The organism is Streptomyces sp. NPDC094147, from assembly GCF_044764265.1.
In the GTDB taxonomy this organism is placed as follows: Bacteria; Actinomycetota; Actinomycetes; order Streptomycetales; family Streptomycetaceae; genus Streptomyces.
This window is the reverse complement of record NZ_JBIWHT010000018.1, coordinates 42,106-68,217: the sequence shown is the minus strand read 5'-3', so window position 1 is coordinate 68,217 and position 26,112 is coordinate 42,106. Positions and strand designations below refer to the sequence as shown.

Annotated in this window: 27 protein-coding genes; 18 read left to right on the top strand and 9 right to left on the bottom strand. The window is 69.0% G+C overall.

Features of this window, described 5'->3' with window-relative positions:
* Nucleotides 1-754 precede the first annotated feature (754 nt).
* From ACIQ8J_RS24325 to ACIQ8J_RS24315, 3 genes are all read left to right on the top strand, one after another.
* Complete coding sequence (locus tag ACIQ8J_RS24325) at nucleotides 755-2,167, top strand: family 2B encapsulin nanocompartment shell protein (RefSeq protein WP_403274316.1); 1,413 nt, start codon at nucleotides 755-757, stop codon at nucleotides 2,165-2,167.
* A 90-nt stretch (nucleotides 2,168-2,257) separates the two neighbouring features.
* Nucleotides 2,258-3,583 carry a family 2 encapsulin nanocompartment cargo protein terpene cyclase gene (locus ACIQ8J_RS24320; RefSeq protein ID WP_403274318.1) on the top strand — a complete coding sequence of 442 codons (1,326 nt, stop codon included), beginning with the start codon at nucleotides 2,258-2,260 and terminating at the stop codon, nucleotides 3,581-3,583.
* A 15-nt stretch (nucleotides 3,584-3,598) separates the two neighbouring features.
* On the top strand, nucleotides 3,599-4,474 hold the full coding sequence (locus ACIQ8J_RS24315) for a geranyl diphosphate 2-C-methyltransferase (RefSeq protein ID WP_403274320.1): 876 nt from the start codon (nucleotides 3,599-3,601) through the stop codon (nucleotides 4,472-4,474).
* 103 nt (nucleotides 4,475-4,577) lie between these two features.
* Here the strand turns inward: ACIQ8J_RS24315 and ACIQ8J_RS24310 are convergent, their stop codons facing one another.
* Nucleotides 4,578-5,795 (bottom strand): MFS transporter, encoded by a 1,218-nt coding sequence (locus tag ACIQ8J_RS24310; RefSeq protein ID WP_403274323.1) that lies wholly within the window; start codon nucleotides 5,793-5,795, stop codon nucleotides 4,578-4,580.
* Nucleotides 5,796-6,059: 264 nt separating this feature from the next.
* Between ACIQ8J_RS24310 and ACIQ8J_RS24305 the strand changes: the two genes are divergently transcribed.
* The 9 genes from ACIQ8J_RS24305 (at nucleotide 6,060) to ACIQ8J_RS24265 (ending at nucleotide 12,548) form a co-directional block, all read left to right on the top strand.
* Nucleotides 6,060-6,851, top strand: a complete 792-nt coding sequence (locus tag ACIQ8J_RS24305; protein WP_403274325.1) for a methyltransferase domain-containing protein — start codon at nucleotides 6,060-6,062, stop codon at nucleotides 6,849-6,851.
* A 64-nt stretch (nucleotides 6,852-6,915) separates the two neighbouring features.
* Complete coding sequence (locus tag ACIQ8J_RS24300; protein ID WP_403274326.1) at nucleotides 6,916-7,431, top strand: GNAT family N-acetyltransferase; 516 nt, start codon at nucleotides 6,916-6,918, stop codon at nucleotides 7,429-7,431.
* A gap of 352 nt (nucleotides 7,432-7,783) precedes the next feature.
* Nucleotides 7,784-7,996, top strand: a complete 213-nt coding sequence (locus ACIQ8J_RS24295; RefSeq protein WP_403274327.1) for a hypothetical protein — start codon at nucleotides 7,784-7,786, stop codon at nucleotides 7,994-7,996.
* 132 nt (nucleotides 7,997-8,128) lie between these two features.
* Nucleotides 8,129-8,272 carry a hypothetical protein gene (locus tag ACIQ8J_RS24290; protein WP_403274328.1) on the top strand — a complete coding sequence of 48 codons (144 nt, stop codon included), beginning with the start codon at nucleotides 8,129-8,131 and terminating at the stop codon, nucleotides 8,270-8,272.
* Between the two features lie 330 nt (nucleotides 8,273-8,602).
* A complete protein-coding gene (locus ACIQ8J_RS24285) occupies nucleotides 8,603-8,881 on the top strand; it encodes a polyprenyl synthetase (protein ID WP_403274329.1) in 279 nt (92 codons plus the stop codon).
* 143 nt (nucleotides 8,882-9,024) lie between these two features.
* Complete coding sequence (locus tag ACIQ8J_RS24280) at nucleotides 9,025-10,089, top strand: polyprenyl synthetase family protein (RefSeq protein WP_403274330.1); 1,065 nt, start codon at nucleotides 9,025-9,027, stop codon at nucleotides 10,087-10,089.
* A 49-nt stretch (nucleotides 10,090-10,138) separates the two neighbouring features.
* Nucleotides 10,139-11,305 (top strand): oxygenase MpaB family protein, encoded by a 1,167-nt coding sequence (locus ACIQ8J_RS24275; RefSeq protein ID WP_403274331.1) that lies wholly within the window; start codon nucleotides 10,139-10,141, stop codon nucleotides 11,303-11,305.
* A 143-nt stretch (nucleotides 11,306-11,448) separates the two neighbouring features.
* Nucleotides 11,449-11,922, top strand: coding sequence for an HIT family protein (locus tag ACIQ8J_RS24270; protein ID WP_403274332.1), 474 nt, complete (start codon nucleotides 11,449-11,451; stop codon nucleotides 11,920-11,922).
* Nucleotides 11,923-12,179: 257 nt separating this feature from the next.
* Nucleotides 12,180-12,548 carry a phage terminase small subunit P27 family gene (locus ACIQ8J_RS24265; RefSeq protein ID WP_403274400.1) on the top strand — a complete coding sequence of 123 codons (369 nt, stop codon included), beginning with the start codon at nucleotides 12,180-12,182 and terminating at the stop codon, nucleotides 12,546-12,548.
* A 326-nt stretch (nucleotides 12,549-12,874) separates the two neighbouring features.
* On the opposite strand, the gene ACIQ8J_RS24260 is transcribed toward ACIQ8J_RS24265, so the two are convergent.
* Together ACIQ8J_RS24260 and ACIQ8J_RS24255 are read right to left on the bottom strand one after the other, a co-directional pair.
* On the bottom strand, nucleotides 12,875-13,069 hold the full coding sequence (locus tag ACIQ8J_RS24260; protein ID WP_403274333.1) for a DUF397 domain-containing protein: 195 nt from the start codon (nucleotides 13,067-13,069) through the stop codon (nucleotides 12,875-12,877).
* Nucleotides 13,066-13,902: a helix-turn-helix domain-containing protein gene (locus tag ACIQ8J_RS24255; RefSeq protein ID WP_403274334.1), complete on the bottom strand. Its 837-nt coding sequence runs from the start codon at nucleotides 13,900-13,902 to the stop codon at nucleotides 13,066-13,068. Before ACIQ8J_RS24255 ends, ACIQ8J_RS24260 begins: the two co-directional genes overlap by 4 nt.
* A 955-nt stretch (nucleotides 13,903-14,857) precedes the next feature.
* Here ACIQ8J_RS24255 and ACIQ8J_RS24250 point away from each other — a divergent pair.
* Together ACIQ8J_RS24250 and ACIQ8J_RS24245 are read left to right on the top strand one after the other, a co-directional pair.
* The gene (locus ACIQ8J_RS24250) at nucleotides 14,858-15,076 is read left to right on the top strand and encodes a hypothetical protein (RefSeq protein ID WP_403274336.1); all 219 of its coding nucleotides are present in this window, start codon (nucleotides 14,858-14,860) and stop codon (nucleotides 15,074-15,076) included.
* Nucleotides 15,077-15,212: 136 nt separating this feature from the next.
* A complete protein-coding gene (locus tag ACIQ8J_RS24245) occupies nucleotides 15,213-15,419 on the top strand; it encodes a hypothetical protein (protein WP_403274337.1) in 207 nt (68 codons plus the stop codon).
* 196 nt (nucleotides 15,420-15,615) lie between these two features.
* On the opposite strand, the gene ACIQ8J_RS24240 is transcribed toward ACIQ8J_RS24245, so the two are convergent.
* The 3 genes from ACIQ8J_RS24240 to ACIQ8J_RS24230 all read right to left on the bottom strand — a co-directional run bounded on the left by ACIQ8J_RS24240 (nucleotide 15,616) and on the right by ACIQ8J_RS24230 (nucleotide 18,958).
* Nucleotides 15,616-15,966: a VOC family protein gene (locus ACIQ8J_RS24240; RefSeq protein WP_403274338.1), complete on the bottom strand. Its 351-nt coding sequence runs from the start codon at nucleotides 15,964-15,966 to the stop codon at nucleotides 15,616-15,618.
* Nucleotides 15,967-16,288: 322 nt separating this feature from the next.
* A complete protein-coding gene (locus ACIQ8J_RS24235; protein ID WP_403274340.1) occupies nucleotides 16,289-16,888 on the bottom strand; it encodes a hypothetical protein in 600 nt (199 codons plus the stop codon).
* A gap of 1,128 nt (nucleotides 16,889-18,016) precedes the next feature.
* The gene (locus ACIQ8J_RS24230) at nucleotides 18,017-18,958 is read right to left on the bottom strand and encodes a ScbA/BarX family gamma-butyrolactone biosynthesis protein (protein WP_403274342.1); all 942 of its coding nucleotides are present in this window, start codon (nucleotides 18,956-18,958) and stop codon (nucleotides 18,017-18,019) included.
* 122 nt (nucleotides 18,959-19,080) lie between these two features.
* On the opposite strand from ACIQ8J_RS24230, the gene ACIQ8J_RS24225 reads away from it, so the two are divergent.
* A complete protein-coding gene (locus tag ACIQ8J_RS24225) occupies nucleotides 19,081-19,713 on the top strand; it encodes a ScbR family autoregulator-binding transcription factor (RefSeq protein ID WP_403274343.1) in 633 nt (210 codons plus the stop codon).
* Between the two features lie 289 nt (nucleotides 19,714-20,002).
* Nucleotides 20,003-20,737: an SDR family oxidoreductase gene (locus ACIQ8J_RS24220; protein ID WP_403274345.1), complete on the top strand. Its 735-nt coding sequence runs from the start codon at nucleotides 20,003-20,005 to the stop codon at nucleotides 20,735-20,737.
* 186 nt (nucleotides 20,738-20,923) lie between these two features.
* Here the strand turns inward: ACIQ8J_RS24220 and ACIQ8J_RS24215 are convergent, their stop codons facing one another.
* From ACIQ8J_RS24215 to ACIQ8J_RS24205, 3 genes are all read right to left on the bottom strand, one after another.
* Nucleotides 20,924-21,700: a MerR family transcriptional regulator gene (locus ACIQ8J_RS24215; protein ID WP_403274346.1), complete on the bottom strand. Its 777-nt coding sequence runs from the start codon at nucleotides 21,698-21,700 to the stop codon at nucleotides 20,924-20,926.
* Nucleotides 21,701-21,704: 4 nt separating this feature from the next.
* Nucleotides 21,705-21,842 carry a hypothetical protein gene (locus ACIQ8J_RS24210; protein ID WP_403274347.1) on the bottom strand — a complete coding sequence of 46 codons (138 nt, stop codon included), beginning with the start codon at nucleotides 21,840-21,842 and terminating at the stop codon, nucleotides 21,705-21,707.
* Between the two features lie 487 nt (nucleotides 21,843-22,329).
* Nucleotides 22,330-23,538, bottom strand: coding sequence for an IS701 family transposase (locus ACIQ8J_RS24205; protein WP_403274348.1), 1,209 nt, complete (start codon nucleotides 23,536-23,538; stop codon nucleotides 22,330-22,332).
* 631 nt (nucleotides 23,539-24,169) lie between these two features.
* Between ACIQ8J_RS24205 and ACIQ8J_RS24200 the strand changes: the two genes are divergently transcribed.
* The gene (locus ACIQ8J_RS24200) at nucleotides 24,170-24,724 is read left to right on the top strand and encodes a TetR family transcriptional regulator (RefSeq protein ID WP_403274349.1); all 555 of its coding nucleotides are present in this window, start codon (nucleotides 24,170-24,172) and stop codon (nucleotides 24,722-24,724) included.
* 138 nt (nucleotides 24,725-24,862) lie between these two features.
* Nucleotides 24,863-25,753, top strand: coding sequence for a helix-turn-helix transcriptional regulator (locus ACIQ8J_RS24195; RefSeq protein WP_403274401.1), 891 nt, complete (start codon nucleotides 24,863-24,865; stop codon nucleotides 25,751-25,753).
* The last annotated feature ends 359 nt before the right edge of the window (nucleotides 25,754-26,112 follow it).

Sequence of the window (26,112 nt, the reverse complement as noted above, 5' to 3'; positions counted from 1 at the left end):
TGAACGACGAGTGTGGATGTGAACTCTGGAACGGTAGAACCCTGATGAGGACGCGTCAATATCTGCGGCCGATCCGATCCGCCGCAGAGCCGGACCGGTCGCGGCCGAGGGGCAACAGGGCGACAACGCAGCCCTCCGGGTCCCGCCTTGCCGCGCTGCAGCCGCCTGCTCCCAGGCCATCGGCGTCGGCGAGGATGGGACCCGCCCCGTTGGCCGTCCGAGCGGAGGAGTGCTTGCGCAGATGCCCGCTTCCGGCAGCCGGCCACACGTGGGAGCGGCGCCGAGCACAGTGGGCCCGGCATGCGGACGATCGGCGTCCGGATCACGCTGGGAGCATGACCGAAGCGACGATCACCGTGCACCGGCCCCGGGAAACCGGCGGCCGGCATGTCACCGTCCACGGCCGGGACGATGCTCGCCCTGGGCAGACAGCGTCATCAATAACTGATTGACCATCAAAAGTGGGCCCCCTTCCTTGAGGAGGGGGTCCACTGCTGTCTCGGCGAGGCGATGTTCCTCACCTGACGCAACTCGCTCGTACGTGAATCGAATGCTTTCGGTCGTCCTGACAAACCTGATGCGGGGCAAGTGCACTGCATCGAGGTAATACCGACCGGATCTTGGCGTGAGCCGACGGCAGCGGCCCTATTACTGGTCCCGGAGAGCTGGGCGGATTCCGGAGATCCGCTCTCGGTTCTCCTTCGTCGGTTGGCCGGCGTACTCCGATCACCCCTCGCCAAGGAGAGCCCGGCGGATGACCCTTGAGACCACCCCGGAAGCGCAGCCGGCGCCACCTCGGCAGAACAGTCTGGGCACCGCGGCCGCCCGCAACCTTGCCACCACGGCCAAGTCCGCCCCGCAGATGCAGGAGATCACCTCTCGCTGGCTGCTGCGGATGCTCCCCTGGGTGGAGGCCAAGGGCGGTGCCTACCGGGTGAACCGCCGACTCACGTATGCCGTCGGCGACGGGCGCATCGAATTCGTCCAGGACGGTGCCCACGTCCGGGTGATCCCCCGTGAACTCGGCGAACTGGCCCTGCTGCGCGGCTTCGAGGACGTCGAGGTGCTGGCCGCGCTCGCCGACCGTTGCGTCCAGCGCGACTTCCGAGCCGGCGATGTGCTGGTCGAGCGTGGCGCCCCCGCCGGGCAGGTCCACCTGATCGCCCACGGCCGGATCAGCCAGACCTCCGTCGGTCAGTACGGTGACGAGGCGGCCGTCGCCCTGCTCGCCGGCGGTCACCACTTCGGTGGGGACACCCTCTTGGACGCCGACGCCACGTGGGACTGCACCGCCACCGCCGAGACGGCCGGCACCCTGCTCGCGCTGTCCCGCGCCGACTTCGGCGACGTGCTGTCCAGGGCGCCGAGCCTGCGGGCCCACATCGAGCACTACAGCTCGCTTCGTCTCCAGCGGCAGAACCGCCATGGCGAGGCCGTGATCGGGATGTCGGCCGGTCACGCCGGCGAAGCCCGGCTGCCGGGCGCCTTCGTCGACTACGAACTCCACCCGCGCGAGTACGAACTCTCCGTCGCGCAGACGGTTCTGCGGGTCCACACCAGGGTCGCCGATCTCTACAACGGGCCGATGGACCAGACCGAGGAGCAGCTCAGGCTCACCATCGAGGCGCTGCGCGAGCGCCAGGAGCACGAGCTGATCAACAACCGGGAGTTCGGGCTGCTCCACAACGTCGCCTTCAAGCAGCGGTTTCAGACGAGCTCGGGGCCGCCCGCCCCGGACGACCTCGACGAACTCCTGTGCCGGCGCCGCGGCACGAAGCTGTTCCTCGCCCACCCCAGGACGATCGCGGCGATCGGGCGCGAGTTCAACGCCCGCGGGATCCACCCGGGCCAAGTCGATCTCGACGGGCACCGGGTCCCGGCGTGGCGCGGCGTCCCGATCCTGCCCTGCGACAAGATTCCCATCAGCGAGGAGGGGACCAGTTCGATCCTTGCGATGCGAACCGGCGAGGACAGCCAGGGCGTCATCGGCCTGTACCAGACCGGCCTGCCGGAGGAGCACGAGCCGGGGCTGTCGGTGCGCTTCATGGGCATCAGCGAGCAGGCGATCACCTCGTACCTGGTCTCCACCTACTACTCCGCCGCCGTCCTGGTGCCCGATGCGCTCGGCGTGCTGGAGAACGTCCAGATCGCCAGCAGGCGCGACTAGGAGCCGAAACGGCCTGTCGTCCCGGGAGGCCATGCCCGGGGTTCGGGGCAGACCGCCCTGCCCCACTTCACCTCATCTCAGGAGCTACGGATGCCCGAGCCTGGTTCTGCCCCCGCGCTGTCGAGCCAGTCAGCCGTCGCGGCCCGTCTTCAGGCCCGCACCCATCCCTCCGGCGTCGAAGCCGGGGCCCGGCCCGCCCTGCCCGGCCCGCCCCGCGTCCCCGTCCCGGCGGCAGAGGCCGTTCCCGCAGCCACGTCCGTACCCGACATCGGCCCACGTGGTGACCTGATCGCGCGGCACGTGCGGGAGGGCACTGCACCGGCGAGGCAACTGGGCCCGGCCCTGGAACGGATCCTGCGCGGCCCCACCGGCCTGGGCACGGCCGGCCTGCGGCCGGGCCGGCGCGATCCGTCCCCCGCTCCTGGGCCACCGGTGGAGGGCACCGCGATCCCGGGCCTCTACCACCATCCGGTACCGGAGCCCGACCCGGCGCGGGTGGAAGAGGTCAGCCGCAGGATCAAGGCATGGGCGGTGGACGAGGTCCAGGCCTACCCCCCGGAGTGGGAGGACCAGTTCGACGGCTTCTCCGTAGGCCGCTACATGGTCGCCTGCCATCCCGACGCTCCCACCGTCGACCACCTGATGATCGCCGCACGGCTGATGGTCGCCGAGAACGCGGTCGATGACTGCTACTGCGAGGACCACGGGGGCTCACCCATCGGTCTCGGCAGCCGACTCCTGCTGGCGCACACGGCCCTCGACCCGCTGCACACCACGAGTGAGTACGAGCCGCAGTGGGCGGCCTCGCTCCAGTCGGACGCCCCCCGGCGCGCCTACCGCTCCGCCATGGAGTACTTCCTCCAGCACGCCGCTCCCTCCCAGGCCGACCGGTTCCGGCACGACATGGCCCGTCTGCACCTGGGGTATCTCGCCGAGGCCGCGTGGGCCGAGACGGACCACGTTCCCGAGGTGTGGGAGTACCTGGCGATGCGCCAGTTCAACAACTTCCGCCCCTGCCCCACCATCACCGACACCGTCGGCGGCTACGAACTGCCGGCAGACCTGCATGCCCGGCCCGCCGTGCAGCGCGTCATCGCCCTCGCCGGCAACGCCACCACCATCGTCAACGACCTGTACTCGTACACCAAGGAACTCAACAGCCCCGGCCGGCACCTGAACCTGCCGGTGGTGATCGGCGAACGTGAGGGCATGTCCGACCGGGACGCCTATCTGAAGGCGGTCGAGGTCCACAACCACCTCATGCACGACTTCGAAGCCGAAGCTGCCGCCGTGGCGGCCGCCTGCCCCGTCCCGAGCGTGCTGCGCTTCCTTCGGGGCGTGGCCGTATGGGTCGACGGCAACCACTACTGGCACCAGACCAACACCTATCGATACAGCCTGCCCGATTTCTGGTAAAGAACGGACCTCTCTGTGACCACCGAGCTCACCACCAACACCTCCGCCTTCATCCCCGCCCCGGTGTCGCCCTACCAGGGGGACATCGCCCGTTACTGGGACCAGGAGGCCAGGCCCGTGAACCTGCGTCTGGGCGACGTCGACGGGCTCTACCACCACCACTACGGCATCGGCGACGTCGACCACGCCGCCCTCGGGAACGCCGAGGACAGCGAGTACGAGAAGAAACTGATCGCCGAGCTCCACCGCCTGGAGTCGGCGCAGGCCGAAGTCCTGTTGGACCACCTCGGCTCCATCGGGCGTGATGACACGCTCATGGACGCCGGCTGCGGGCGGGGCGGGTCGATGGTCATGGCCCACCAGCGATTCGGCTGCAAGGTCGAGGGGGTCACCCTGTCGGCCAAGCAGGCCGAGTTCGCCAACCGGCGCGCCCACGAACTCGGCATCGACGACCACGTCCACGCCCGCGTGTGCAACATGCTCGACACGCCCTTCGAGACCGGGCGGGCAGCGGCTTCGTGGAACAACGAGTCGAGCATGTACGTCGACCTCGACGACCTCTTCGCCGAGCACTCCCGCGTCCTCGCGGTCGGCGGCCGCTACGTGACCATCACCGGCTGCTGGAACCCGCGTTACGGCCAGCCCTCGAAATGGGTCTCCCAGATCAACGCCCACTTCGAATGCAACATCCACTCCCGCCGGGAGTACATGCGCGCCATGGCCAACAACCGTCTCGTACCGCAAGCCGTCATCGACCTGACCGCCGCGACCACGCCGTACTGGCAGCTGCGGGCCACCTCCTCCCTGGTCACCGGCATCGAAGAAGCCTTCCTCAACTCCTACGAGGACGGCTCCTTCCAATACCTCCTGATCGCGGCAGACCGCGTCTGACCTCGCTGCGCCTCCGGCGGTGGTGGCACACGGGGCGGGGCCGGCCGGGTTCGACCTCGCCCGGCCCCTGGCCACTGACATGACTCGCCCATGCCGAACGGGGTCACTCCGCGAGCCCGGCGTGGTCGCCTCTGGGGAGCCGGTTGACGCGGTACACCTCCGGCACACAGAGGTTGGCCGCGGCGGCGACGGCGATCAAGCCCGCACACACCATCAGCACCACCCGGCTGTCCCAGGCGTCGGCCGCGACGGCGGTGATGAGGTAGCCGAGGGGAATGGCGAGGCGTTCGCCGATGCTGTTGAACGCGCTCATACGGCCCAACTCGGCCTGAGGTACGTGCTGTTGGAAAGCGGTGCTCCACGTCACGATCGAGACGTCGACCCCCATCCCCGCGAACAGGGCGGCGAGCAGCACGAGGACGAGCGGCATGCCCCACGCCATCGCGGCCAGGGGGAGCGTGAGGGTGAAGCCCGTCGCGACCGACACCGCCAGCAGGTGGTGCGGCTTCCAGCGCAGGCACACCAGCGTTCCGGCCAGCAGACCCGCCGCGAAGGCCGCCTGAACCAGCCCCCAGTCACGTGCGCCCCCGTACCGCTGCGCGGCGATGACGGGCCCCAGGAGTTGGTAGCCGGCCAGCCACGCGGCGACCAGGACGGTTCCGGCGGCCGTGTACGTCCACAGCCAGGTGCGCGACCAGAAGCCGGTCCATCCCGCCCGCAGGTCGGCCAGGGCGCTGCTGACGGCGAGGGGGGCGTCCAGGCGGAGACCGAGGAGCAGCAGGGCCGCGACGGCGAAGGTCAGCGCGTCCCAGGCCAGCGCCCAGGCGGGCCCGCTGAAGGCGACGACGAGTCCGCCGACCACGGGCCCGAGCACCTTGACCGCGTTGCTCGGCAGCCGCAGCAGGACGTTGGCCTGCTGGAGGTGCTCGGCCGGAACGATCTGGCTCACGGCGCCCTGAGCGGCGGGCACAGTGAGGGCGACCGCGATTCCCGAGGCGAAGCCGCACACGGCGATGGAGGTGGTCGACGCGTGTCCGGTGGCGACGGTCGCGGCCAGCGTGCCCTGAGCGGCGGCGGCGAGCAGGTTGCCGAGGAAGAGGATCCGGCTGCGGGAAAGACGGTCCGCGAGGACCCCGCCCGCGAGCAGGAAGACGATCGTGGGCACGGTGTTCGTGGCGAGCACCAGGCCGAGGGATCCCGCGCCCCCTCCCGCGCCGATGACGGAGTAGGCCAGCGCGAGCGGGGCCATCGCGGACCCGGTGGCGGAGATCAGATTGGCGAGCACGAACCGCCGGAAGGCCGCGACCTTCAGAGGTGCCATACGGATGGTCGGTGAGCCTGCGGCGGTCTTCAACGTTCTCCCTGGAGTCGAGTGCGGCGAGCACCCTAGTACCGCTTCGGGTACGCAGGCTCGCCGGGGGGTGATCACATCTCCGCAGGTCAACGGCCACAAAACGCGCCCAAGTTGTCGATATGAAGGCATGGGCGGAATGACCTCGCCGCCCCCGAAAAGGCTGCCTCGCGCCCGCTCGCGCCGCCGAGCCGTCCGCTCCGTTCAAGATCTTGTTCGGGCTATCGTGACCGGATGCCTGAAGCTCCCGAGAAGTTCGACACCGCGATGGCCGCCTGGCAGGAGTGGCAGGAGGCGCCCTGGGGCCGGCTGCGCTACGCGATCGCCGAGGCCAACCTGGCCCGTCATCTCGACGGCCTGGACGGCGGGCCGTTGCGGGTACTCGACGTGGCCGGCGGCGACGGCGGCGACGCCATGCGGCTGGCGGCCCGGGGGCACCACGTCACCATCGTCGACTACGCATCCGAGATGCTCGCGGCCGCGACCGAACGGGCCTCGGCGGGCGGCCTGACGGAGCTGATCACCTGTGTGCGGGCCGATGTGACCTCGCTGCCCGCCGACCTCGCCGCCGGAGAGTTCGACGTGGTCCTGTGCCACAACCTCCTCCAGTACGTGGACGATGTGCCGGGTATCCTCGCCGCGGTCCTCGCCCCGCTGAAGCGCGGCGGGCTGTTCTCGGTGATGGCCGCCAACCGGCACTCGGCGGCCCTGAACGTCGCCGTCCGCGAGATGGACCCCGCGGCCGCCCTGGCCGCGCTCGACACCGACCAGGCCCGGACGCAGACGTTCAACTCGGCGCTGACGCTCCACGCCGCCGAGGACATCATCCCCGTCCTGCGAAACCTCGGCTGCCAGGACGTGCGGCACTACGGCATCCGCAGCTTCTGCGACTACATCACCGACGACGCACGAAAGCACGACCCGGCTTTCTACGCCGACCTGGAACGACTGGAACTCGCCACCACCGCGCGTGCGCCCTACATGCACACGGCTCGGCTCTTCCAGCTGACGGCGACCAGAGGCTGAGATCCGGCGGGCGTCAGACAGGCAGGAGTTCTTCCTGACGCGTCGACGGCCGTACGGTGGCGCGATGGTGCAGGTCCGGGAGATGAACGAAGCCGACATCGAGGCCGTCTCGGCGATCCGCGTGGCGGGCTGGCAGTCCGCGTACGCCGGGATCGTTCCCGAGGCGTACCTGAACGCCATGACGGTGGAGCACGATGCTCGTGAGCGGCGCGAGTGGTTCTCGAATCCACGCCGGAAGTCGACGGATCTGCTGGCCGTCGACGCGGGCCTGCCCGTGGGCTGGATCAGCTTCGGCCCGTACCGGGGCCAGGCGCCCGGCCTCGAACGAGCGGCCGAGGTCTACGCCTTGTACATCCGGCCGGAACTCATCGGCCAGGGCATCGGCCGAACCCTCCTGAGCGAAACCCATGCCCGCATGGCAGCCGAGCCCTTCCAGAGCTCCGCCCTGTGGGTCCTCAGCGAGAACGAGAACGCCCGTCGCTTCTACGAACGCGCCGGTTACGAGGCCGACGGCGGCGCTCAGGACGATGCCTACGACGCGACCACCCTCACCGAACTCCGCTACCGGCGGGCGCTCTAGTGGGTGTCTGAGAAACCCCGTTCAGGGCGGGGATCTTGCCGCGCGGTGCGGCAGGAGCGTGCCCAGCCTCCTTCGGCGGCGGCACGAGCGGCGCCAACACCGCCCACTCCGCGTCGGACGGATCCGTCGGATCTCCGAGCCGCCGCACGGCCATCTCGGCCTCCACCCCATGCAGGGACCACCAACCCACCTGCCCTGAACGGGGGTTCCCAGGCACCGCTAAAGGTGCCTCGCCATGAGCCGACACGAAGCATGGAGGGTCAAAGGTCCCAAATTGCCGCAATTCTTATATATATCTTCATGCTGAGCAGTCAACCCAGGGCTTCACGCCCCGGTAAGAAAGGGCCAAACCATGCGCAAGTTTCAGCGCGCTGCCGTCGTAGTCGCAGCGGTCACGGGGCTGTCCGCCCTCGGTGCCGGCGTCAGCTTCGCCGACGGCTACAACGCCGCTTCTCCACAGGCCACTGCGGTGGCCGGCTCGCAGGCCAATGCTGTGGCCACGGCGGGTACTGCGGTGGCCACCGCGCAGGCCAACGCCGTGGCCAGGTGGAACGGCACCCCATAGACCCATGCCGGTCTCGACAGTTGCTGCATGCCCCGCTTCGCGTACGCACCGGGGCATGCAGCGGTCATGCCCCGGCGGGCGAGGGCCGCAGGCCCGGAGCAGGGTGGTCCGCATCGTCGTCGAGGAGGAACTGTGAAGCGTCATGTCGTCGCCGTCTTGGCCGTTGTCGTCGCCGGGCTGATGCTGTTCGCGGTACCGGCCGCGGCTCAGGACGGCCCTGGCCATGTCGAAAGCAACGACTGGAACATCCCACTCACCAACATCGGCCTGTTGTAGTGCCGAGTCCCGCCTCGGGAAACAACGCAACAGCGGCTGGATTGATCCGCTCAGCGCCCGCCCGCTTCACCCTGTCCCGGGGCATTTAGGGCCTCGGCCGCGCTTCCACGACGACTACGACCTCGAACGCGGCTGATCGCGGGACAACGCCCCGGCGGCACCGCACGGTTGGCACGCCAGTCCGGTGCGTCACCCGAAAGGTGATCTCCGACGTGCCCGTGCCGAACCAGGGTCAGGCTCGGTGCAGGGACCGGGGGTGGGCCACCGGCCCCGTGCCTGGCAGCCGGTCACCGTGCTGTCCGACGGCTGGTGGCCGAAGGGGAGGACGGCGTGACGTACGAGAGCGGACCGGCGCGCGGGGCCCGGCCCAGCGACGCGGTACTGCTGGTGGCGGGGCTGGCCGATCTCGCGGTGAGCGCCGTGAGCAGTGCGGTGGGGGAGGTGCGCGGGCTGCTGGGCCGTGCGGACGTCGCCGAGTTGGCCGAGGAGGGGCAGCGGGACCTCAGGGCCCGCGGGCGGCTCGCCCTGGACCGCTGTGCCACGATCCCGCCCGCACATCTGGAGGTGCTCGCCCGACACACGGTCGCCCGGCGCGGTGACGATGCCTGACACCACCGGACAGGCGGCGCGGTGACCCCGGCGATGAGCCGACGGCACCGGGAAGGTGGCGCGATGTCCGACGGCGACGGGCAGGCCGCCGCACGGACGTCGCTGACCCCGGCGATCACCAACACCACCGGGCAGGCGGCGCGGTGACCCCGGCGGTCACGGACACCACCGGCCAGGCGGCGTTCAAGCGCCGGGTGGACGACGTACTGCGCCCCTTCGTCCAACGCGAAATCGACGAACTGCTCGACATCGACGCCGACTTGGCCGCGCTGGCCGAACAGCTCCACGTCGCCACCGCCCACGGCAAACGGCTCAGGGCGGCCTTCTGCTACTGGGGATGGCGCGCGGCCGGGCAGCCGGACAGCGACGCCCTCCTGCGCGCGGCGGCCGCGATGGAACTCGTGCACGCCGCGGCCGTCGTACACGACGACCTCATCGACAACAGCGCCGTACGCCACGGCCTGCCCACCGCCCACATCGCGCTGCGCTCCGCCACGGCCGGCAGCCCGGACCCGAAGACCGCCGCCCGGTCCCTGGCCATGCTGGTGGGCGACCTGTTGATGTCCTGGGCCGGCCAGCTGTTCACGACCAGCGGCCTGCCCGCGGCCTACCTCTCGCGGGCCCGCCCGCTGTGGGCGGTGCTGGCCCGCGAACTGGTCGCGGGGGAGTGCCTGGAGATCCTGCACACCGGCGGGCGTCCGGACCCGTACACCTCCTTGAAGGTGATCCGCTACAAGACGGCCAAGTACACCGTGGAGCATCCGCTGCACATCGGCGGCGCCCTGGCCGGTGCCTCCCGCGAACTACGGGCGGCCTACTCCGAGTACGGGCTGCCGCTGGGCGAGGCGTTCCAGCTGCGGGACGACCTGCTCGGGCTGTTCGGCGACCCGGCCCGGACCGGGAAGGCGAACGCCGACGACATCACCGCACACCGGCCCACCGCGCTCCTGGCGTACACCTGGCACAACGCCCCGCCGGACGAACGCCGGGAGCTCGCAGAGCTGTTGGGCACGCGCGTGCTCCAGGAGGACGGGCTGCGGCGGGTGCGGGAGATCATGCACGGCGCCGGTGCCCCGGCCCGTATCGAGTCCATGATCACGGAGCGGATCCGGCTCGCCGCGGCCGTCCTGGACCACACGGACCTGCCCCGCGAAGCCGCCCGCGCGCTGGCCGACCTGGCCCGGACGGCCACCGTCCGCCACCACTGATCACACCCTTCGCCACCCCTGGTCACACCCTTCACCGCGAGGAGCCCCGATGGCCTACACCGAGCAGAACCTTCAGGCGCTGCGGCAGGCGGGCGACGAGCTGGCCGACGCCACCGTGGCGACCCTGTTCGAACGCGGTGAGGTGGGCACGTTCAACACCCTCATGCGCTACGTCTCCACCGTGGGCCAGGAACTGCCCGACGGGCTGCCGGAGGTGGCCCGCGCCTACCTCCACGAAACCGGCGCCCCGCCCTCCTGGGTGGACTGGAGCGAGATGGAGAAGGCCCGGCTGTTCTTCATCGACAACAACGTGCACATCTCCACCGCCCTCTCCTTCGCCTCGATGCCCGCCTGCTACGTCGTGCCCCATGTGGCCAGACTGCTCGCCACGACCCATGGGCTGAGCTACCCCTCCAAGCGGATGGCGGAGACCGGGCAGTTCACCGTCTACCTCATGCGACCGGACGCCTTCGAAGCCGGCAGCCGCTTCATCCCCGCCGCCCAGAAGGTGCGCCTTCTGCACGCCTCGATCCGCCACCACCTGCGCCGCGAGAACCGCTGGGACACCGAGAACCTGGGCACGCCGATCTGCCAGGAGGACATGATCGGCGGACAGATGATGTTCTCCATCCAGGTCCTGGACGCCCTCCACCGGCTGGGCATCCACATGAGCACCGAAGGCGCCGAGTCCTACTTCTACGCCTGGCGGGTGGTGGGCGCGATGCTCGGCATCGACCAGGCCCACGCGCCACAGGACCTCGACCAGGCGCGCCAGTTCTCCGACCTGTACATGACCCGCCACATGGGACCGTCCGAAGAGGGCGCCCACCTGACCCGCCAGCTCATCGACCTCTTCGAAGAGGTGGTCCCGGGCACGTTCTTCGACCCCCTGGTCAGCGCCCTCATCCGCTTCCTCATCGGCGACACCTGCGCCGACTGGCTCCAAGTGCCCCGCACCCGCTGGGACACCGCCGTCAAAGCGGCCCCCGCCCTGCTCGGCGTCCTGGAGACGATCGAGGACAAGTCACCGCTCGGCGCCTGGGCACTGGACCGCCTGGGCCACCTGACCACCCTCTTCGAACTCAGCTCGCTGACCCGCGGCCGCGTCATGCACTACGCCATCCCCGAACACCTGAAGAACGAGTACGACATCCCCTCCACGCTCCCCCGAACCCACCGCTGGACCCCACCGGCGTCGACGGTGGCGGGGTACTGAACCGCACCGGCGGCCACGCCCCACGACGTTGGAGCGGCTGAAGGCGAGCGATGCCTCCCGGGTCACCCGGCCCGAGATCACCGACTCCCCCCTCCTCCCCCCGGAGGGACAGCCGCTTGATCGCCCTCGCATAGGTTTCCTCCATGACGAACGATTGGCGTACGGACCGGATCGGAAGCGCTCTGCGTGGTGAAAACCCTGCGGTGATACGGCAGTTGGAAGCGGGGTTCGCCGTGATGGGGGACGTCCAGTTCCTGCCGGGCTACTCGGTGTTCCTGGTGGACGATCCGCAGGTGCAGCGGCTGTCCGAACTCCCCAAGGCGAAAAGGCTGGCCTTCCTGTCCGGCATGGACGCGCTCGGCGAAGCCGTCGAGCGCGCCTGCCGTCGGCTCGACCCGGCGTTCCGGAGGGTCAACCTGGAGATCCTCGGCAACACCGACGGCTTCCTGCACGCGCACGTGTGGCCGCGCTACGAGTGGGAGCCTGCTGATCTGGTGGGCATGCCGGTCTGGCTCTATCCCCGAGACAGGTGGCAGGACGAACGCCATGCCCTGGCCCCTCGGCATGACGCTCTGCGGGAAGGAATCGGCAGGGAACTGGAACAACTGGTCCACTGAAGCGCCAACTGGCTGGCTGCGGCAGCGACTTGCTTTGGCGTGGCGCCCTGGGCCCGTCGGCCCGGCCCACGCCTTTGTGGCTCAACTCTCCCGCCGGGTCCCGGTGGGAAATCAGCCTCCGACGATGCAGAAGGGATGCCCGGCCGGATCTCCGAACGCTCCGGAACTAGCGTTCTGACGAACAGAAGCGCCGCCTAGGGAATCCTGGTAAGCGAGCGCTCCCCACGCTTGCGTCCGTGACACCCCTACGCGCCGCTATGGAGCCACCGCCGGAGCATCTTGACTGTGACGGCCGCACACTGTGGGAAGACGTTTCTCGCGCCTCTCTGTGGCTCGCTCCCTCCGACCTCCCGGCGCTGACCCTCCTTTGCGAGATGGCCGACCGGCGGGCTGAATTCCTGTCCAATCTCGACGCCTCCGGGCCGGTGCTGGTCAACCCGTCCGGCCGTGTGGTCGCAAACCCGATTGTCGGCATGCTGTCGACGCTGGAAAAGCACATGGTGGATGTTTCCGCTGCTTTGGGTCTGACACCGACCGATCGGGCGCGAATGGGAATCGCTGAGGTACGGGCGACCAGCGCGTTCGAAGAGATGTTGGCCAAGCGCGCTCAGCGCGAGGTCGACTAAGACAGCGAATCGACTATCGAGCCGGACACGATTCGGAGTGTCCGGCTGCCAGCACCTAGCCATAGCCGCATGACATGAGCCCCGTAGAGGTCTGGGAATCCCTCCCGGACTGTCTACGGGGCTCTTTCACGTTCCTGACGTCCCGTCAGCACTGGTCTGTCGGCGGGTGAAGTCGCTTACACGCTGGGGGTCGACCGTCGTCACGTCCGTTGCCAAGGCGCTCAGGGTGTCCCGCGCGACGCTGTACCGGACGCTTGCCGACGACGCGTAACCAGCAAAGCGCCCCGCCGCTCAAGACGAGTGGCGGGGCCTTGTCGGCAGGGGAACTATGCCCGCTTCGTGAACTCCACCAGCCCGGCGAAGGCTGCCTCAGAGAGCATGAGAGCAGGACCGTTGGGGTTCTTGCTGTCGCGTACGGGGACGATGCCGGTTGCTGCCGCGTACGTGGGGGCCCACTCGACGCAAGATCCGCCGCTGCCACTGTATGAGGACTTGATCCAGTTGAGGGGTTCGGATGTCACAAGATGCCCTTTCGTACCTGGTTAATCATGGCAACAGTCTCTGCCTGCGACGGCGCCTCTGTCTGTAGTTGATGGTAGGCCCTGACCAGTGGGAGCACGGAAGCGCTCTCACGGTCTAGGTAACCCTGGGTCTGGGACTCGACGTACGCGACCACGGAGAGATCTGCCAGCGTCAGCAAGTGCACCAGCCGGTTGAACGGCCTTCGTTCCCCCATGTCGAACGGGGCGACTTGAAGGGACGTGCTCGGCTGGCTGGCGAACTCGATCAAGCGCCCCAACTGAGCGTCCATGACTTGAGGTCCGCCGATCTGTCGGCGGATGCAGCTTTCGTCCAGCACCGCAAGCACCAATGGTGACTGAGGTCGCACAAGCGCAGCTTGCCGCTCTATCACCAAGTCAACTCGCTCAGCAGCCTGTTCGGCTGTGATGGAGCCGCGCTTGACGTTGCTCGTCTCAATGGCTGCCGCGTACTCACGTGTCTGAAGCGGACCCGGGATCACTCCCACTTCGAACAGTCGGATCTCTACTGCCCGGCCCTCGTACTTGACGTACTCCGGGAACCCTTCCAACAAGCTGCCGTGCTTGATCTCACGGTACTCGCGCTCAAACGAGTCAGCGGTACCCGCAAGGCCGAACGCGTGGTCTGCACTGCGCGAAAATCGGAGAGTTGGAGGCTTCCGAGCAACTTCGACCGCCGAAATATGCACACTGGAATATTCCGTACGTTCAGCAAGATCATCTTGTGTCCAGCCGTGTGCCTCCCGCAAGCTGCGCAAACGTGCCCCATAGGCAGCTTGGGGTGAGGCCTCTGGGTTCAACTCCCTGCGGTTCAAGGGCCGTTCACCATCCTTTCGTTCTCTTCCAACGAGTTGAAGTCTTCCCTGGTGTGGCTCACGCTGAACCTCCTCAGTAGCGATAGCGCTACGGAGAGGAGCGATCATGTCCGATCAGGAGACGGCTCCAGCGGCCCCGGCTGACGACGTGGCGGAACTGTCCGCCCTCATAGCCGATGGAGGCTTTTGGCGATTGGCCCCGGACTGGGTTCCGTGCACCTTCGCCCCGCCGACCAGCGAGACGCTCCGCGCAGCCGAGGCCGGGCTCAGGGCGAAGCTGTGACGGCGGGGGAGCACCCGTATGAGCCGCAGTCCGGAACGGCCGTGGTGGATGAAGCCACGGGCCGACTGGGGCGCGTGCTGGGGCCCGTGGAAGGCGTGTACTGGCTCCGACCCATCGGAGGGGGCCAGAGGTGGGCAGCCAACCCCGGCGACCTGAGGCCCGTGAGGGCGGCAGAACTGAGCAAGTACTGGACGGCATACGGACGAACTTCGAAGGCGGCTGACAGGTGAATCCCACGGTGTACGTGCCACAGCTCGAACCCATCCCTCGGCCGGAGTGCAGCATCTGTCGTGCGGCGAGCATCAAGAGGGCTGAGGCGCACATGAAGGGGAGCGCTGTGAGCGTGCGGCAGGCCACCGAGATCATTCGGGGGCACCCGCACACCGGACGCCTTTAAGACCCCCGCGCCCCTTTGATCATCTGGGGCACGGTATGGGCTGCCCATGACCCGGCGCCTCTTTGCCGGTAGGTGGCACCAGCGACGGGCCCCGGCTGACTGTCGCGAATCAGCCGGGGACCCGTTGTAAGCCAGGCTCCGCCCCTGCCGAGGCGCCCCACTCAACGTGCACCTGCGATGGCTCGGGCTCGGCAGGGGCGGGCAAGACCCCGTCCGGTCGCACGCCCCGTTAAGCGGAGACGGCCGGACAGGCCGAGCACAACCCATGAGGAGCCATGGCAGGAATCAAGTATCTCGACCCCGCTTCAACTCCAGTGATCAAGGAGTTCTTGGAGCAGCAGGGCGTCATCCTCCCGGCAACTCGGCTGAGATACATCGAGGTTGACGAGTACTTCACTTCGTGTGGTCAGTGCTTCCAGAACACGAGGAGCATCAGGACCGCAGCCAACCTCATCAGATACGAGGACTGTCAGCACGTGTTCAGGATTCCATAGCTCGATCGAGCGGAAGGAGTACGACAATGGCGTGCCCAAACTGCGGCAGCACTAACGTCACCTCCACGGGTGGCGGAGCGTGGACGTGCATGGTGTGTAGCTACCGCTGGTACCCCGGATACACGGAGGAGCCTCAATGGATGACGACGCGAGTCTTGATCGGATTCTCCAGGCGGCAGTCAAGGACAGTGGTGATGAGGTCCAGCGTTGTCGGAACTGTAACGCCGAGCTGGTGATCACGGTCAAGGAAGCCGTACGGGAGCCCGGCAAGGGCCTTCCAGAGGTACAGGTGAAGGCCCACTGCCCGACAGGCTGCAAGGCGCCGCTGTACCGAAGCCACTAGCCGTCACTCTGGTGACATCATCAACAGCGGCCAGTTCGGGAACCTCACGATCACGTACGACGACCAGCCAGCGCAGCGCGAAGAGCCCGGCGGAGAGTAAGCCGCCCCCAAGTCGGCCCCGTCCGCCTGCCTCCCCCCCCCCCCGTGCAGATGGGCGGGGCTTCACGCTGCCGCCGACCCGTCGATAACAGAATGGTCAGTTGAGAGCGTTCGGGTCGGTGAGGACCCGCCACTTGTCCTTGTGCGGCCGGTGATCCGGCTTGCCCGCGCCCAGCTCCAGCAGCCGTGCCTCGGCCTCGTCCAGGTCCACGACCTTGAAGCAGAGGTGAAGTTGCTGGGGAACGGTCTGGTCGGGCCAGCTGGGAGCCCGGTATTCGTCGACCCGTTGAAAGCCGAGGAAGAGTCCGTCCTCGCGGTTGAGACCGGCGAAGTCGGCGTTCGATTCCGGGTGCGGTTCGAGGCCGGTGGCCTGCTGATAGAACGCCGCCAGAGCTGGCGGATCGGGGCAGTCGAGTGTGATCGCGCTCAACTTCATCTGCAGGGGCACGGCGCCGCACCTCCGGGCCGATCGGGGGACCATCGCGACACACACCCTAGAGGCGGCCGTTGTGCTCCCCGGAGGTGCCGCCCGCCCTAGGGGCCCGCGCGTCAGGTTCGGAAGTGGCTCCTGCGGAACGCAGTCAGCCCGACCGGCTGCTTCAGGCCGTCGGTCCCGTTCTCCTCGGGGGTGGCCGGCACACCGGCGCTCGGCAGGTAGAGGGCGGTCTCGTCGGTCCGTCGATGCCCAGGAGGTTCTCGACCTCGGTGTCGGCGAACGCCGCGGTCTGGGAGGGGCCGCGAAGGTCTGGCCGTAGTGGCCGGGTGGAGGGTCACACGCTGCCCCATCGTGTGTGGCCGGAGGCCATGAGCCCGTAGTAACGGCCCGTCAGTTCCACCCCGTACAGGTCGATGGCATCGTCGATGCCGTAGTCGTCGATGTGCTGGAGGACGAGTTGCGGGGCGTATCGCGCCCCGGTCCGGGCGGCCCGGCGCTCCGTGTTGTCCCGCGGTCTTGCCGACTTGATGAGGCTGTCCAGCGCGGCGACCGCCTGTCGGCTCTGACGCCAGGTCCGCCAGGCGGTGTTGGCGTGCGGGGCGATGGTGTGGGCCGGTAAGGGCCGGTCGGGGATGCGGCTTCGGAGCCTGCGGACGATATAGGCGGCGGGCCGGTCGGGACGCCGTACCGGACGCCACACGTGCAGCAGTGCGGCGATGTCGTGGACCGGCATCCCCTCGTCGATCAACGGGCGCAGCGAAAAGGCCAGGCGGCGCAGCCCCTCGGTCTGCGTCCACGGGACCAGCGGTCTGACGGTCCGGGCGACGGAAATGTCGCGAGCTGCCTGAGCCGGGGTGCGTCGGAGGGCTGGGCTGCTGCGGGGGGAGCGTCGCGGGCCGAGGGTGCCGGTCTGCTCGCACTCCGTGTCTTTCAACCCCCCACTCGCCTCAGCTTTCTGTCTCTTTGGGTGACCCACCAGAGAATGGGGCGCACGCCGGTGAGTACGGGACTGCCCGGCGGGCCGTGGGCGCTGGCACCAAGAGGTGGCCTTTGCGGACTCATTACCATGGTGCCGGACGGTTCCGGTCACCCGGGCCTCGTAGCCCGACCCTGTCAGACGGTATCCCTGGACCATGTCGTATTCGGGCGGGATGACGGCTCCGTACACCGTTGCGGTGGCGGTGTATTTTCGGCCAGGAAGCCGCAGATTTTGTTTGCTGCCGTGGATCAGCCATACGAGTGTGCCGAGTTCACGTAAATAGGCGGTGTGCCGTTTGACGGTGGCCACGCTCATATTCAGCCGACGGGCGGTGCCGCGCAGGTCGTAGAGGACGATGCCCCGCCGGTAGTCCATGCGCTGAGCGAGGTCCTCGGCAAGTCGGAGGGTCGTGGAGTTCCCCTTGGGGTGGCGGCGGGACCGCAGCAGCCACGCCACGGCCCGCAGCCACGGACTTGGTTGTGCTCGTCGTGATGCCGTCCTCAGTACGTCCTGGGCTGTTCTCGGGACGCGGCGGTAAGGGGATTCCCGGGCAATTGGAGGTGTCGCAGCCGTGTCGTCCCGGGATCGAGTGGATGCCGTCGTCGCTGATTTGGGCAGGGGCTGACAACGCGCGGCGGCATGAGGCATTATGAGCGGGCCACCTTTCCGAGAAAATGGCAAGCGGAGCCGTCAATGCGGCTTCATGCTGCTGGGAGGCAGTGCTTTGCGGGCTCTTGACCAGACAGTGTCGGCCGGAATGGTCATGCCCTTCGGTTCGGCTGCGGTACCGAGCCGTGACGAGACGGCGTGGAGTGGTACGGCAAGCGCCACTCCACGCCGGGCGGCAAATCCCTTGAGGGGGCCGCTGATTGAGAGCTAGGTCATGTGAACTCCCTTCTGCGTGGGGAATCCTGCGGCTGCCTTCGCATCCCGAGTCGGCGATGCCGCGGCGGGACACAAGCGGGGCGCCCGCTCTCGGTGGCGGGTGCTACGGCCGGTCCGGTCCGGCGAGGACTTCGGGCTGCCCTGGGAGCCGTCGGGCGTTCCATGGAGCCGTGCGGGCGACTGTGGGCCGTGGGGCCGTCACATGCCTTCGGCGGGCTCCGTCGTGACGAGGCAGGAGAAGACGGGCTGGTTGGCCTGATGGCCCTCGACATGGACGCGGCTGCGGCCCAGCGCATCGGGCTCGCCGGGGAGGGCGCTGATCCAGCAGGGCCGGTCCAGCTCGACGTACCGGAAGAACGTGGTGTCGAAGCCCGTGGCGACGACGCGCTGTGGCGACGCGCAGGCCTGAGCCGCCTGGCCGGCCGCCTCCAGCAGCACCATCCCCGGCAGATGGTCATGGGGGTGGTCGAACAGAACGGGGTGCGCGGTGTCGACCCGCAGCCGCCAGCGCCGTGGATCGCCGCTTGCCGCCAGGACGACATCGTCCGCCGCGGAGCGGCCGACCTCGCCGGGCGACATCGGGGGGACCGGCGGCAGAGCACGGGCGAACGCCCGCTGCGCGTCGGCGTAGTTGGCGCGCAGCCGGTTGTAGATGACGGGCGGATGCGTGGAGTAGCGCAACTCCGCGGTGCCCAGGTGCATCCCGTCGCGCGAGGCCTCCACCTGGACGGTCAGATAAACGGAGCCGAGCTTGCGCCGGTTGACGGCAGTGTGTACCAGACGCAGCTCGACCACGGCCGGGCTGCCGGTGTGCCGCAGTGCCGCGGGATTGACGGCGGAGCGGAGGTACTCCCAGCCCAGGCGGTGATCGAGCGGGATGTCGAACGCGGTGTGGGACACGAGGGCCAGCGCCTGGCGCATGCTCTCGCTGAACAGCAACGGGCTGTAGGAGTGCTCGTGCACGGTGTAGAACGGGTGCGTGCGCGGCCATCGCAGGGTGACGGCCTGCTCGCTGCTGGTGGGGTGGTGCCAGTCGGTGACGAGTATCTCGGCTAACTCGGACTTGCGGACGTACCCGCTGAGGGCACTGGCGTTGGCCTGCTCGGCGGCGCTGGACGCATCAACGGTGGTGATAGCCATACGAGTTCTCCCCTTGAACGTCGTGCTGGGCTGTCGCGTGCACTGCCTGTCGCGGGCAGTGCCGCGTGCCATAAGATAGAGAGATATCTTTTTTTTGTCGAGGTAGTTCAAGGGAGTCGGGCATGACGGATCGGCCTCTGAAACAGGAGCGGGCCCAGCGCACGCGGGCGGCCCTCGTCCAAGCGGCGGCAGAGGTGTTCGCGGAGTCGGGTTTCGCGGGAGCGAGCGTTACGAAGATCGCCAACCGCGCCGGGCTGACGCTGGGGGCGATGTACTTCCACTTCGAGAACAAGGAGGCGGTGGCGCGGGAGATCGTACGTGCGCAGCCGACCCTTGCCACCCCGCCGAACGACTCCGAAGGTCTGCAACGGGCCATCGACCTCACGCTGACCTGGGCATACGGCGTGATGGATGACCCTCTGCTGATGGCCGGCGCCCGGCTGGTCATGGAGCAGGACGCGTTCATCGACCCCCAGGAGAACACTCACCGGCAGTGGACCGCGCTCATTGCCGAGGCCCTGTCGAAGGCGGCCAAGAAGCGCGAAACCCGTGCGGGCGTCGATGCCGAGGTCGTGGCGCGCCTGCTGGTCAACGCCTGCACCGGTGCACAGATGCACGCCTACATGGAGTCGGGCCCCGACCGTGGGGACCTCCCGGAGCGAGTGGAGGAGATGTGGCGCTGCCTTCTGCCGGCCATCGCCGTGCCCTCCGCCGTCAAGCGCCTGGGGTTCGGTGAGGAGCGCGCCAGGGCCTGATCCCGGCGGGCACCGGCGGCCCGGCGGATCGCTGCCGCGGCGTCACGGGCGCGGGGGCCGGGCGCTGTTCGCGGCAGTGATTTTTTCAGCCACGCGCGTGCACGCTCAGTTGCCACCTGCGCCGGGCACGCACGTCAAAATCCGGGCGCTTCCGGCATCGTCGGGGGGCGCCAACTCCCCGAAACAGTAAGGGATTTATGTTTCTCGTTGGACGCTACGAGCTGTCTGACGGGGAGGAAGCATGTCGGTAACCACACGTGTTCAAGGAACGCTTCTCGGCAAGCGAATCATGATCACAGGAGCGTCGAGCGGTATTGGCGCGGCGGCAGCCCGCTTAATGGCCGCCGAGGGTGCGGCGGTGACGCTGATGGCGCGACGGGAGGACCGACTCCTGCAGATCGCGGCGGAGATCGCCTCGGACGGTGGACGCGCCGTAGTGGCCGTCGGTGACGTCACGCGGCTCGACGATGTGGAACGAGCCGTCTCACTCACCGTGGATGCCTTCGGCGGACTGGACGCGGCCTTCAACAACGCCGGATGGGGCTCGGCGGGGACCCGGCTGCACGAGATGGCGGACACCGACTACGACAAGATCATGGAAGTCAACGTGCGCGGAGTGTGGAACTGCCTGCGCTGCCAGATTCCGGTGATGCTCGGACAGGAGTCCGGCGGGGCGATCGTGAACACCTCCAGCACGGCCGGGCTGTTCGCGACCGGCGCCATGGCACCGTACGTCGCGGCCAAGCACGCGGTTCTCGGGCTGACGAAGGCCGCGGCGGCCGAATACGGAGACTGCGGGATCCGGGTCAACGCCCTGGTCGTCGGCAGCACCCGTACCGAACTGCTCGAACAGGCCGCCCTGGAGATCCCGGCACTGGAGAAGCTCGCGGTCGCTCGCGCCATCCAGCAGCGGTTGGCCGACCCGGTGGAGATCGCTGAGGTGGCCGCCTGGCTGTGCAGCGACCGGTCCTCTTTCGTCACCGGCGCCGGAGTGCCGGTGGACGGCGGCGCCCTGGCCGTCTGACGGGGTCGGCGGCCACCCTGTGGCCCGCGCGAGGGACACGCCGAAGCCGCACACGGATGACGGCTGGGCGCCCCTCGGGAGGGCCGACATGGCTGTACCCGCGGCCCGTCCGCCGGGCGGATTCCGGTCCGGACGTGGCGGGCTGGGGCGGCGTCCCGCCGGAGCATCGGGTCTGCTGGGTGATGGTCACTGATGCGGGATGTCGATGCCGGCTGCGCGCAGGTTTGCCTCGACCAGGGTGTTCAACCGGGCGATGGACGGCTCCTGGTCTTCGCGGTGGTGGTTGACCAGTGCGTACCGGGCGGAGGCGTCGGGCTGGTTCCGAGGTCCGGTCGGCATGGTCAGCAGCGTGCGGTTGGCCAGGAGTTTGTCGGCCAGCACGGACGCCAGTTCTCCGATCCGCGGGTCGTCGGGATCCCAGGACGTCGCATCCAGGCCGCGCTTGGTCAGCTCGACGAATTCGGGGTCGTCAAGTCCGTGTTCAAGCCTGGTCAGGAAGGTGTCGAAGACGTCCGGGACCAGGGCTCGGGCCAGTACCAGGGCCTCTCGTTGAGTGGCGACGTAGTCGGGGCTGAAGGCGAGGTCGGCGAGTCGGTCCAGGACCGCGCAGGCCCGGTCGGGCAGCAGGGCCCGGTCGCCGTGGGCGAGCCGGTGCAGGGTGTCGCGTCGCGCGATCAGGTCCTCGACCTGTTCGGTGAGCCGGCGGTGGACGTCGTCCAGGGCGGCGGCGAACCGCTCGGGACCGGCGTCGAGCAGCTCACCGATCTCGGCTAGCGGCACGCCGGCCCCGGCCAGGGTCCGGACCTGGACCAGCCGGAGCAGGTCGGCCGACCCGTAACGCCGGTAGCCGGAACCGTCGCGTGCCGGCTCGGCGACCAGGCCGAGCCGGTGATAGTGCCGCACGGTCTTGATCGTGACGCCGACGAACGCCGCCGCCTGACCGATCGTGAGCCCGGCTGCCATCGGCTCAACCCACCTCCAGATCGTGGGCAGTTGCGGTCTCGCGAACCGCGTCGGCGACGGCACGGAAGTCCTTGCGCAGGATCGAGCGGTGGCCGCCGGCGACCTTCGCGCTCACTTCGAGGTACGGCTTGCGGACGATCACAGGGGCGAGGGTAGCGCGCACCCTGTTCCCGCTCACCCCCCTTGTCGCCGAGGCCGGCACCCAAGCGGCCACATACCGCACCGGGACGGTCAACGTATCGACGACCGGGCCGAGGGCGTGTGGAGCGCGGGGGACTCGGTGGCGATCTCGGCGTACTGGTCCGCACGGACCGCGGCCAACGCCTGCTCCATGGTGGGGACTTGGATCGGTACCGGTCAGCCCATGGCCGCGATGGGGGTTGGCCTCCACCGAGGATCTCCACACGTTCTTCTCCGCGCTGCTGGGCGGCAAGCTTCTGCCGTCCCCGCTGCCGGCCGAGATGCACCGTCCTCCACCACAACGGCGGCCTTTGGGGCTGGGCCGCGCTGATTTCCGCGACTCCGGCCACTTCCCGTCCAGGGCCCGCCGCAGCGTCCGCCACGTCAGAAGCTACGAGCAGCGCCGCGTCGGATGGCAAAGCCGTACCCCGGCATGGGAGTCGGCGGGATCAGACCAACTGCGGCGCCACTCGTTGTGCGGCAGCGGTGTCCTGGGCGAGGTGCTCGAAGGCGTACGCGGCGGAGACCAGTGTCATGTGGTGGTGCCAGCCGGGGAACGAGCGCCCCTCGAAGTCGCGCAGGCCGAAATCCTCCGCCAGGGACGTCACCGCCGCTGCCGTACCGGCCCGCAGAGCCGCCAGCGACCGCAGTTCGTCGATCCGCCAGTGAACCAGGTTGGTGATCCACACCCGGCCGGGTCGCTGCTGGGCCGGGAACCACTCTGCGAACAGCCGGTAGACGGGCTCCGGGGAAATCGCCTCCCTGCGGGTCCCGGGGAGGCGGACCAGGCAGGACACGATCCGGACGTGCCGCTGCCGGCCGTCCGGTGCGCTGACGATGGCGGTGTGCGGATGGCGGGTGCTGCCCGAACGCAGCACCCGCTCGGCGCTGTCGGCCACGGCTGCGGCTTTGGCCGGGCGGAGGCCTTCGGCGGGAGTCGGCCCCGGGAGGACCCGTAACTGGCCGGGCACCGCGATGACGAAGTCCAGGCCGCGTCGGCTCAGCCCGCGGACCAGGAAGCCCGCGTCGAGGTAGTCACTCATGTCGGCCACCACCGGTGCCGGCGCGTGCGACGTGCGCTCCGCCAGCGTGTCCACCAGGGCGAGCGCGTGATCCCACAGCGGGCGGTGCCGCTCGGAGTCCGGAATCCGCGCGCGCCGGCGCAGCTGCTGGTCCTCCGCCCAGCGTTCGGGCAGCAGCAACTGCCAGTCCACCGGAACATCCGCGGTACCCGTGGAAAGGAACAAGCCAAGACCCAGCTGGCAGTTGAGCATCCGGCCGGAGGCCGACACGAAGCAGCGGTGCACGCCGACGGACCGCTCGCCCCGCTTGGGCAGCACGGCCTGCCCCAGCGACCAGGCCAGTGCGGGACCGTGCCGCTCCGCCCAGAAGGTCAGCTCGCGCCGAGCCGGATCCCAGTCCCAGGGGCTGGTGTTGATGAACTGCTGCAGGGACTGGCCGGCGGTGGCGGACCCGGAGATGGCCGCGGCCAGCCGTCGTACCGACTTCTTTCCCGGTGTGGTGAGCAGTCCTTCCAAGTAGGCGTGGGCCCACCGGCGCTGATCGGCGCGCGGAAGGTGGCCGAAGAGCGTCTCGGCGAACACCCCGACAGGCGTCTCCTCGGGAGCCGGAGTACGGGATGCGAAGTGCACAACCATGTTGCGGTCCTTCCCAGGCGATGACGGGCAGCGGATCCCGAGAAGAAAGAATAACCATTTATTTTTTTATCTGGAGGAGGAACGGGCGTCATCCGCGCGCGACTTGGCCAAGTCGGAGCCGGTCTTCGGTCATTCCGGCAGGTGGTGTTGCATCCGCGGGGCCGCCTGCCAGAAGGTGGACAGCAGACCAGCCGCGCCCGGCCCCCGGCGGAGACCGGCGCAGCACACGCACGCAGGACCGCTGTGCCACGGGCCGTCACATGGCACCCGGCCATGGTCCACCGCGCCGACCGCCTCCCGGCATCTGCGCGGACCGCTCGTGCTTCACGCGACGATTGGTATGAACCCGGCTTTATGGCAGACGAGTCAGCAGCACCCTCCAGTCACGGACAGCGGTCCCTCTCGCGCCCTCGCAACCGCCCCCAGCCGCTCGGACGGCGGCCGTGCACAGCTCCCCACCACCTCGCCCGGCCCACCCGGCCCCGCCCGGCGCTCCGTCACCACGCGAACGTCCTCCGTCCGCGGCAGACCAACCCGCACCCGCTCCGGCAGCCGAAGGCCGGCTGAGAGCAAGAGTCGGAGACCCGCCATGCTGAAACAGGAACGAGCCGTGCGGACACGGAACGCTCTGATGCGCGCGGCCGCAGAAGAACTGGACGAGAACGGCTACGACGGCGCTTCGATCACCCGGATCTGCCGGAGGGCGGACATCTCCATGGGCGCCCTGACCTACCACTTCCCCACCAAGGACGCGCTCGTCGAAGCCGTCCAGGACCGGGGCCGGTCCGCCACGCAGTCCATGGTCGACCGGATCGAATCCGAACCGTCCCAGCCCCTGCGCGCGGCGATCGACCTGACCATCGCCATCACAGACCTCCTGAGCAAGGACGCCGCTGTCCGCGCCACCGCCCGGCTGTCCCAGGAACGCCCCCACACCGCACCCACCTGGACATCCCTGTGGGCGGGGGCCCTGCGACGCCTGCTGGACAAAACGAGCCACGACGAACTCCGCCCCGGCACCGACCCCGAGGCCGTGGCCGTGCTGGCCACCCACCTGGTCGTCGGGGCCGAGTCGCACATCCGCCATGCCAGAGCGACTCCCGACGCGGCTCAGGCCGGCGCCGCACAACAACTCGCGGAGATCTGGCAACTGGTCCTCAGCGGCTTCGCCGCGGAACGCGGCTAGGGGGTGTCCGGTGGGTCATGGCCGGGGTCGGGCGCCCGCACCAGCCCGCCCCCCCATCTCGTGCCTGCACCTGACAGGGACAGGCACCAGGGCCCAGCCATTGGCATGCTGAAGAGCATGGACCAGCGACAGGACAGCATGGACCAGCGATCCGAACTCGGCACCTTCCTCCGCTCGCGCAGGGCCCGGCTCCGTCCCGAGGACGTGGGCCTGGTCGACTACGGCGGCCGCCGCCGCGTGCCGGGGCTGCGTCGTGAGGAACTCGCGCAGCTCGCCGGAGTCAGCGTCGGCTACTACACGCGCCTGGAACAAGGGCAGAGCCCCAACGCCTCCGATGCCGTACTCGACGCCATCGCACGAGTGCTGCAGCTCAACGACGCCGAGCGGACCCACCTGCACAGCCTGGCGCGCAACAAACCGCGCACACGTCGCCGTCCGCGGCCCGAACAGGTCCGCCGCGGCGTCCAACTGATGGTCGAATCCCTCGGAGACGCGCCTGCCCTGGTCCTGGGGCGCACCGGCGACGTGCTCTGCTGGAACCGCATGGCCCACGCGCTGCTCGCCGCGCACATGGATTACGACGCCCCCGTCCAGAGCGCCGACCAGCGCCGACCCAACGTGGCGCGCCTGACCTTCCTGGACCCGCACACCCGCGAGCTCTACGCGGACTGGCGCGAGAAGGCCCGCGACACCGTGGCGGACCTGCGCCTCACGGCCGCCCGCTACCCCGACGACCCGCGGTTCGCCGAGCTCATCGGAGAACTCACCCTGCACAGCCCCGACTTCGCTTCGATGTGGGCGGCACACGCCGTTCGGCCGTGCGCGCAGTTCACCCGGCAATTCCGCCATCCCCTGGTAGGAACGCTGACGTTGACCAATGAGCTGCTCGAACTGCCGCATGACGAGGGACAGCGCGTCGCGGTGTTCAACGCCGAACCCGGCTCTCCCTCGGACGCCGCACTGCGGTTGCTGGCCGAGGTCTGTGCACCGGCCCCGGCAGCGGCACCGCTGCCCATCACAGCCGAGTAACCGGCTGCCCCCGAACGTCCGTAGCACCTCGTGCACGGACCGCGTCGCGGTCCGGCAGTGTCACCCCCGTCGCTGCCGGACCGACGGCTGCGCGCTTCCCGCCGCTGCCGCGGGACATGAGCCCCAGGCCGACAGCCCGGCGGGGCCTCCGTCGCCGACCGCCGCCGCTACGCCGAATCCGCCGCGCACCGAGCGGAACGGTGGGGCGAGCCGCGTCAAATCCGCGCGTCTACTAAGGCAACTCCTCATTGTGCGCCCGCCTTTGCCACCTGGCGTTGTTGCGGGAACCTCCTGGGACGTTCACTGAGGATCGATGGTCCGACGCACGGCATGGATCCTGCACCTGCCAGGGGTAGACA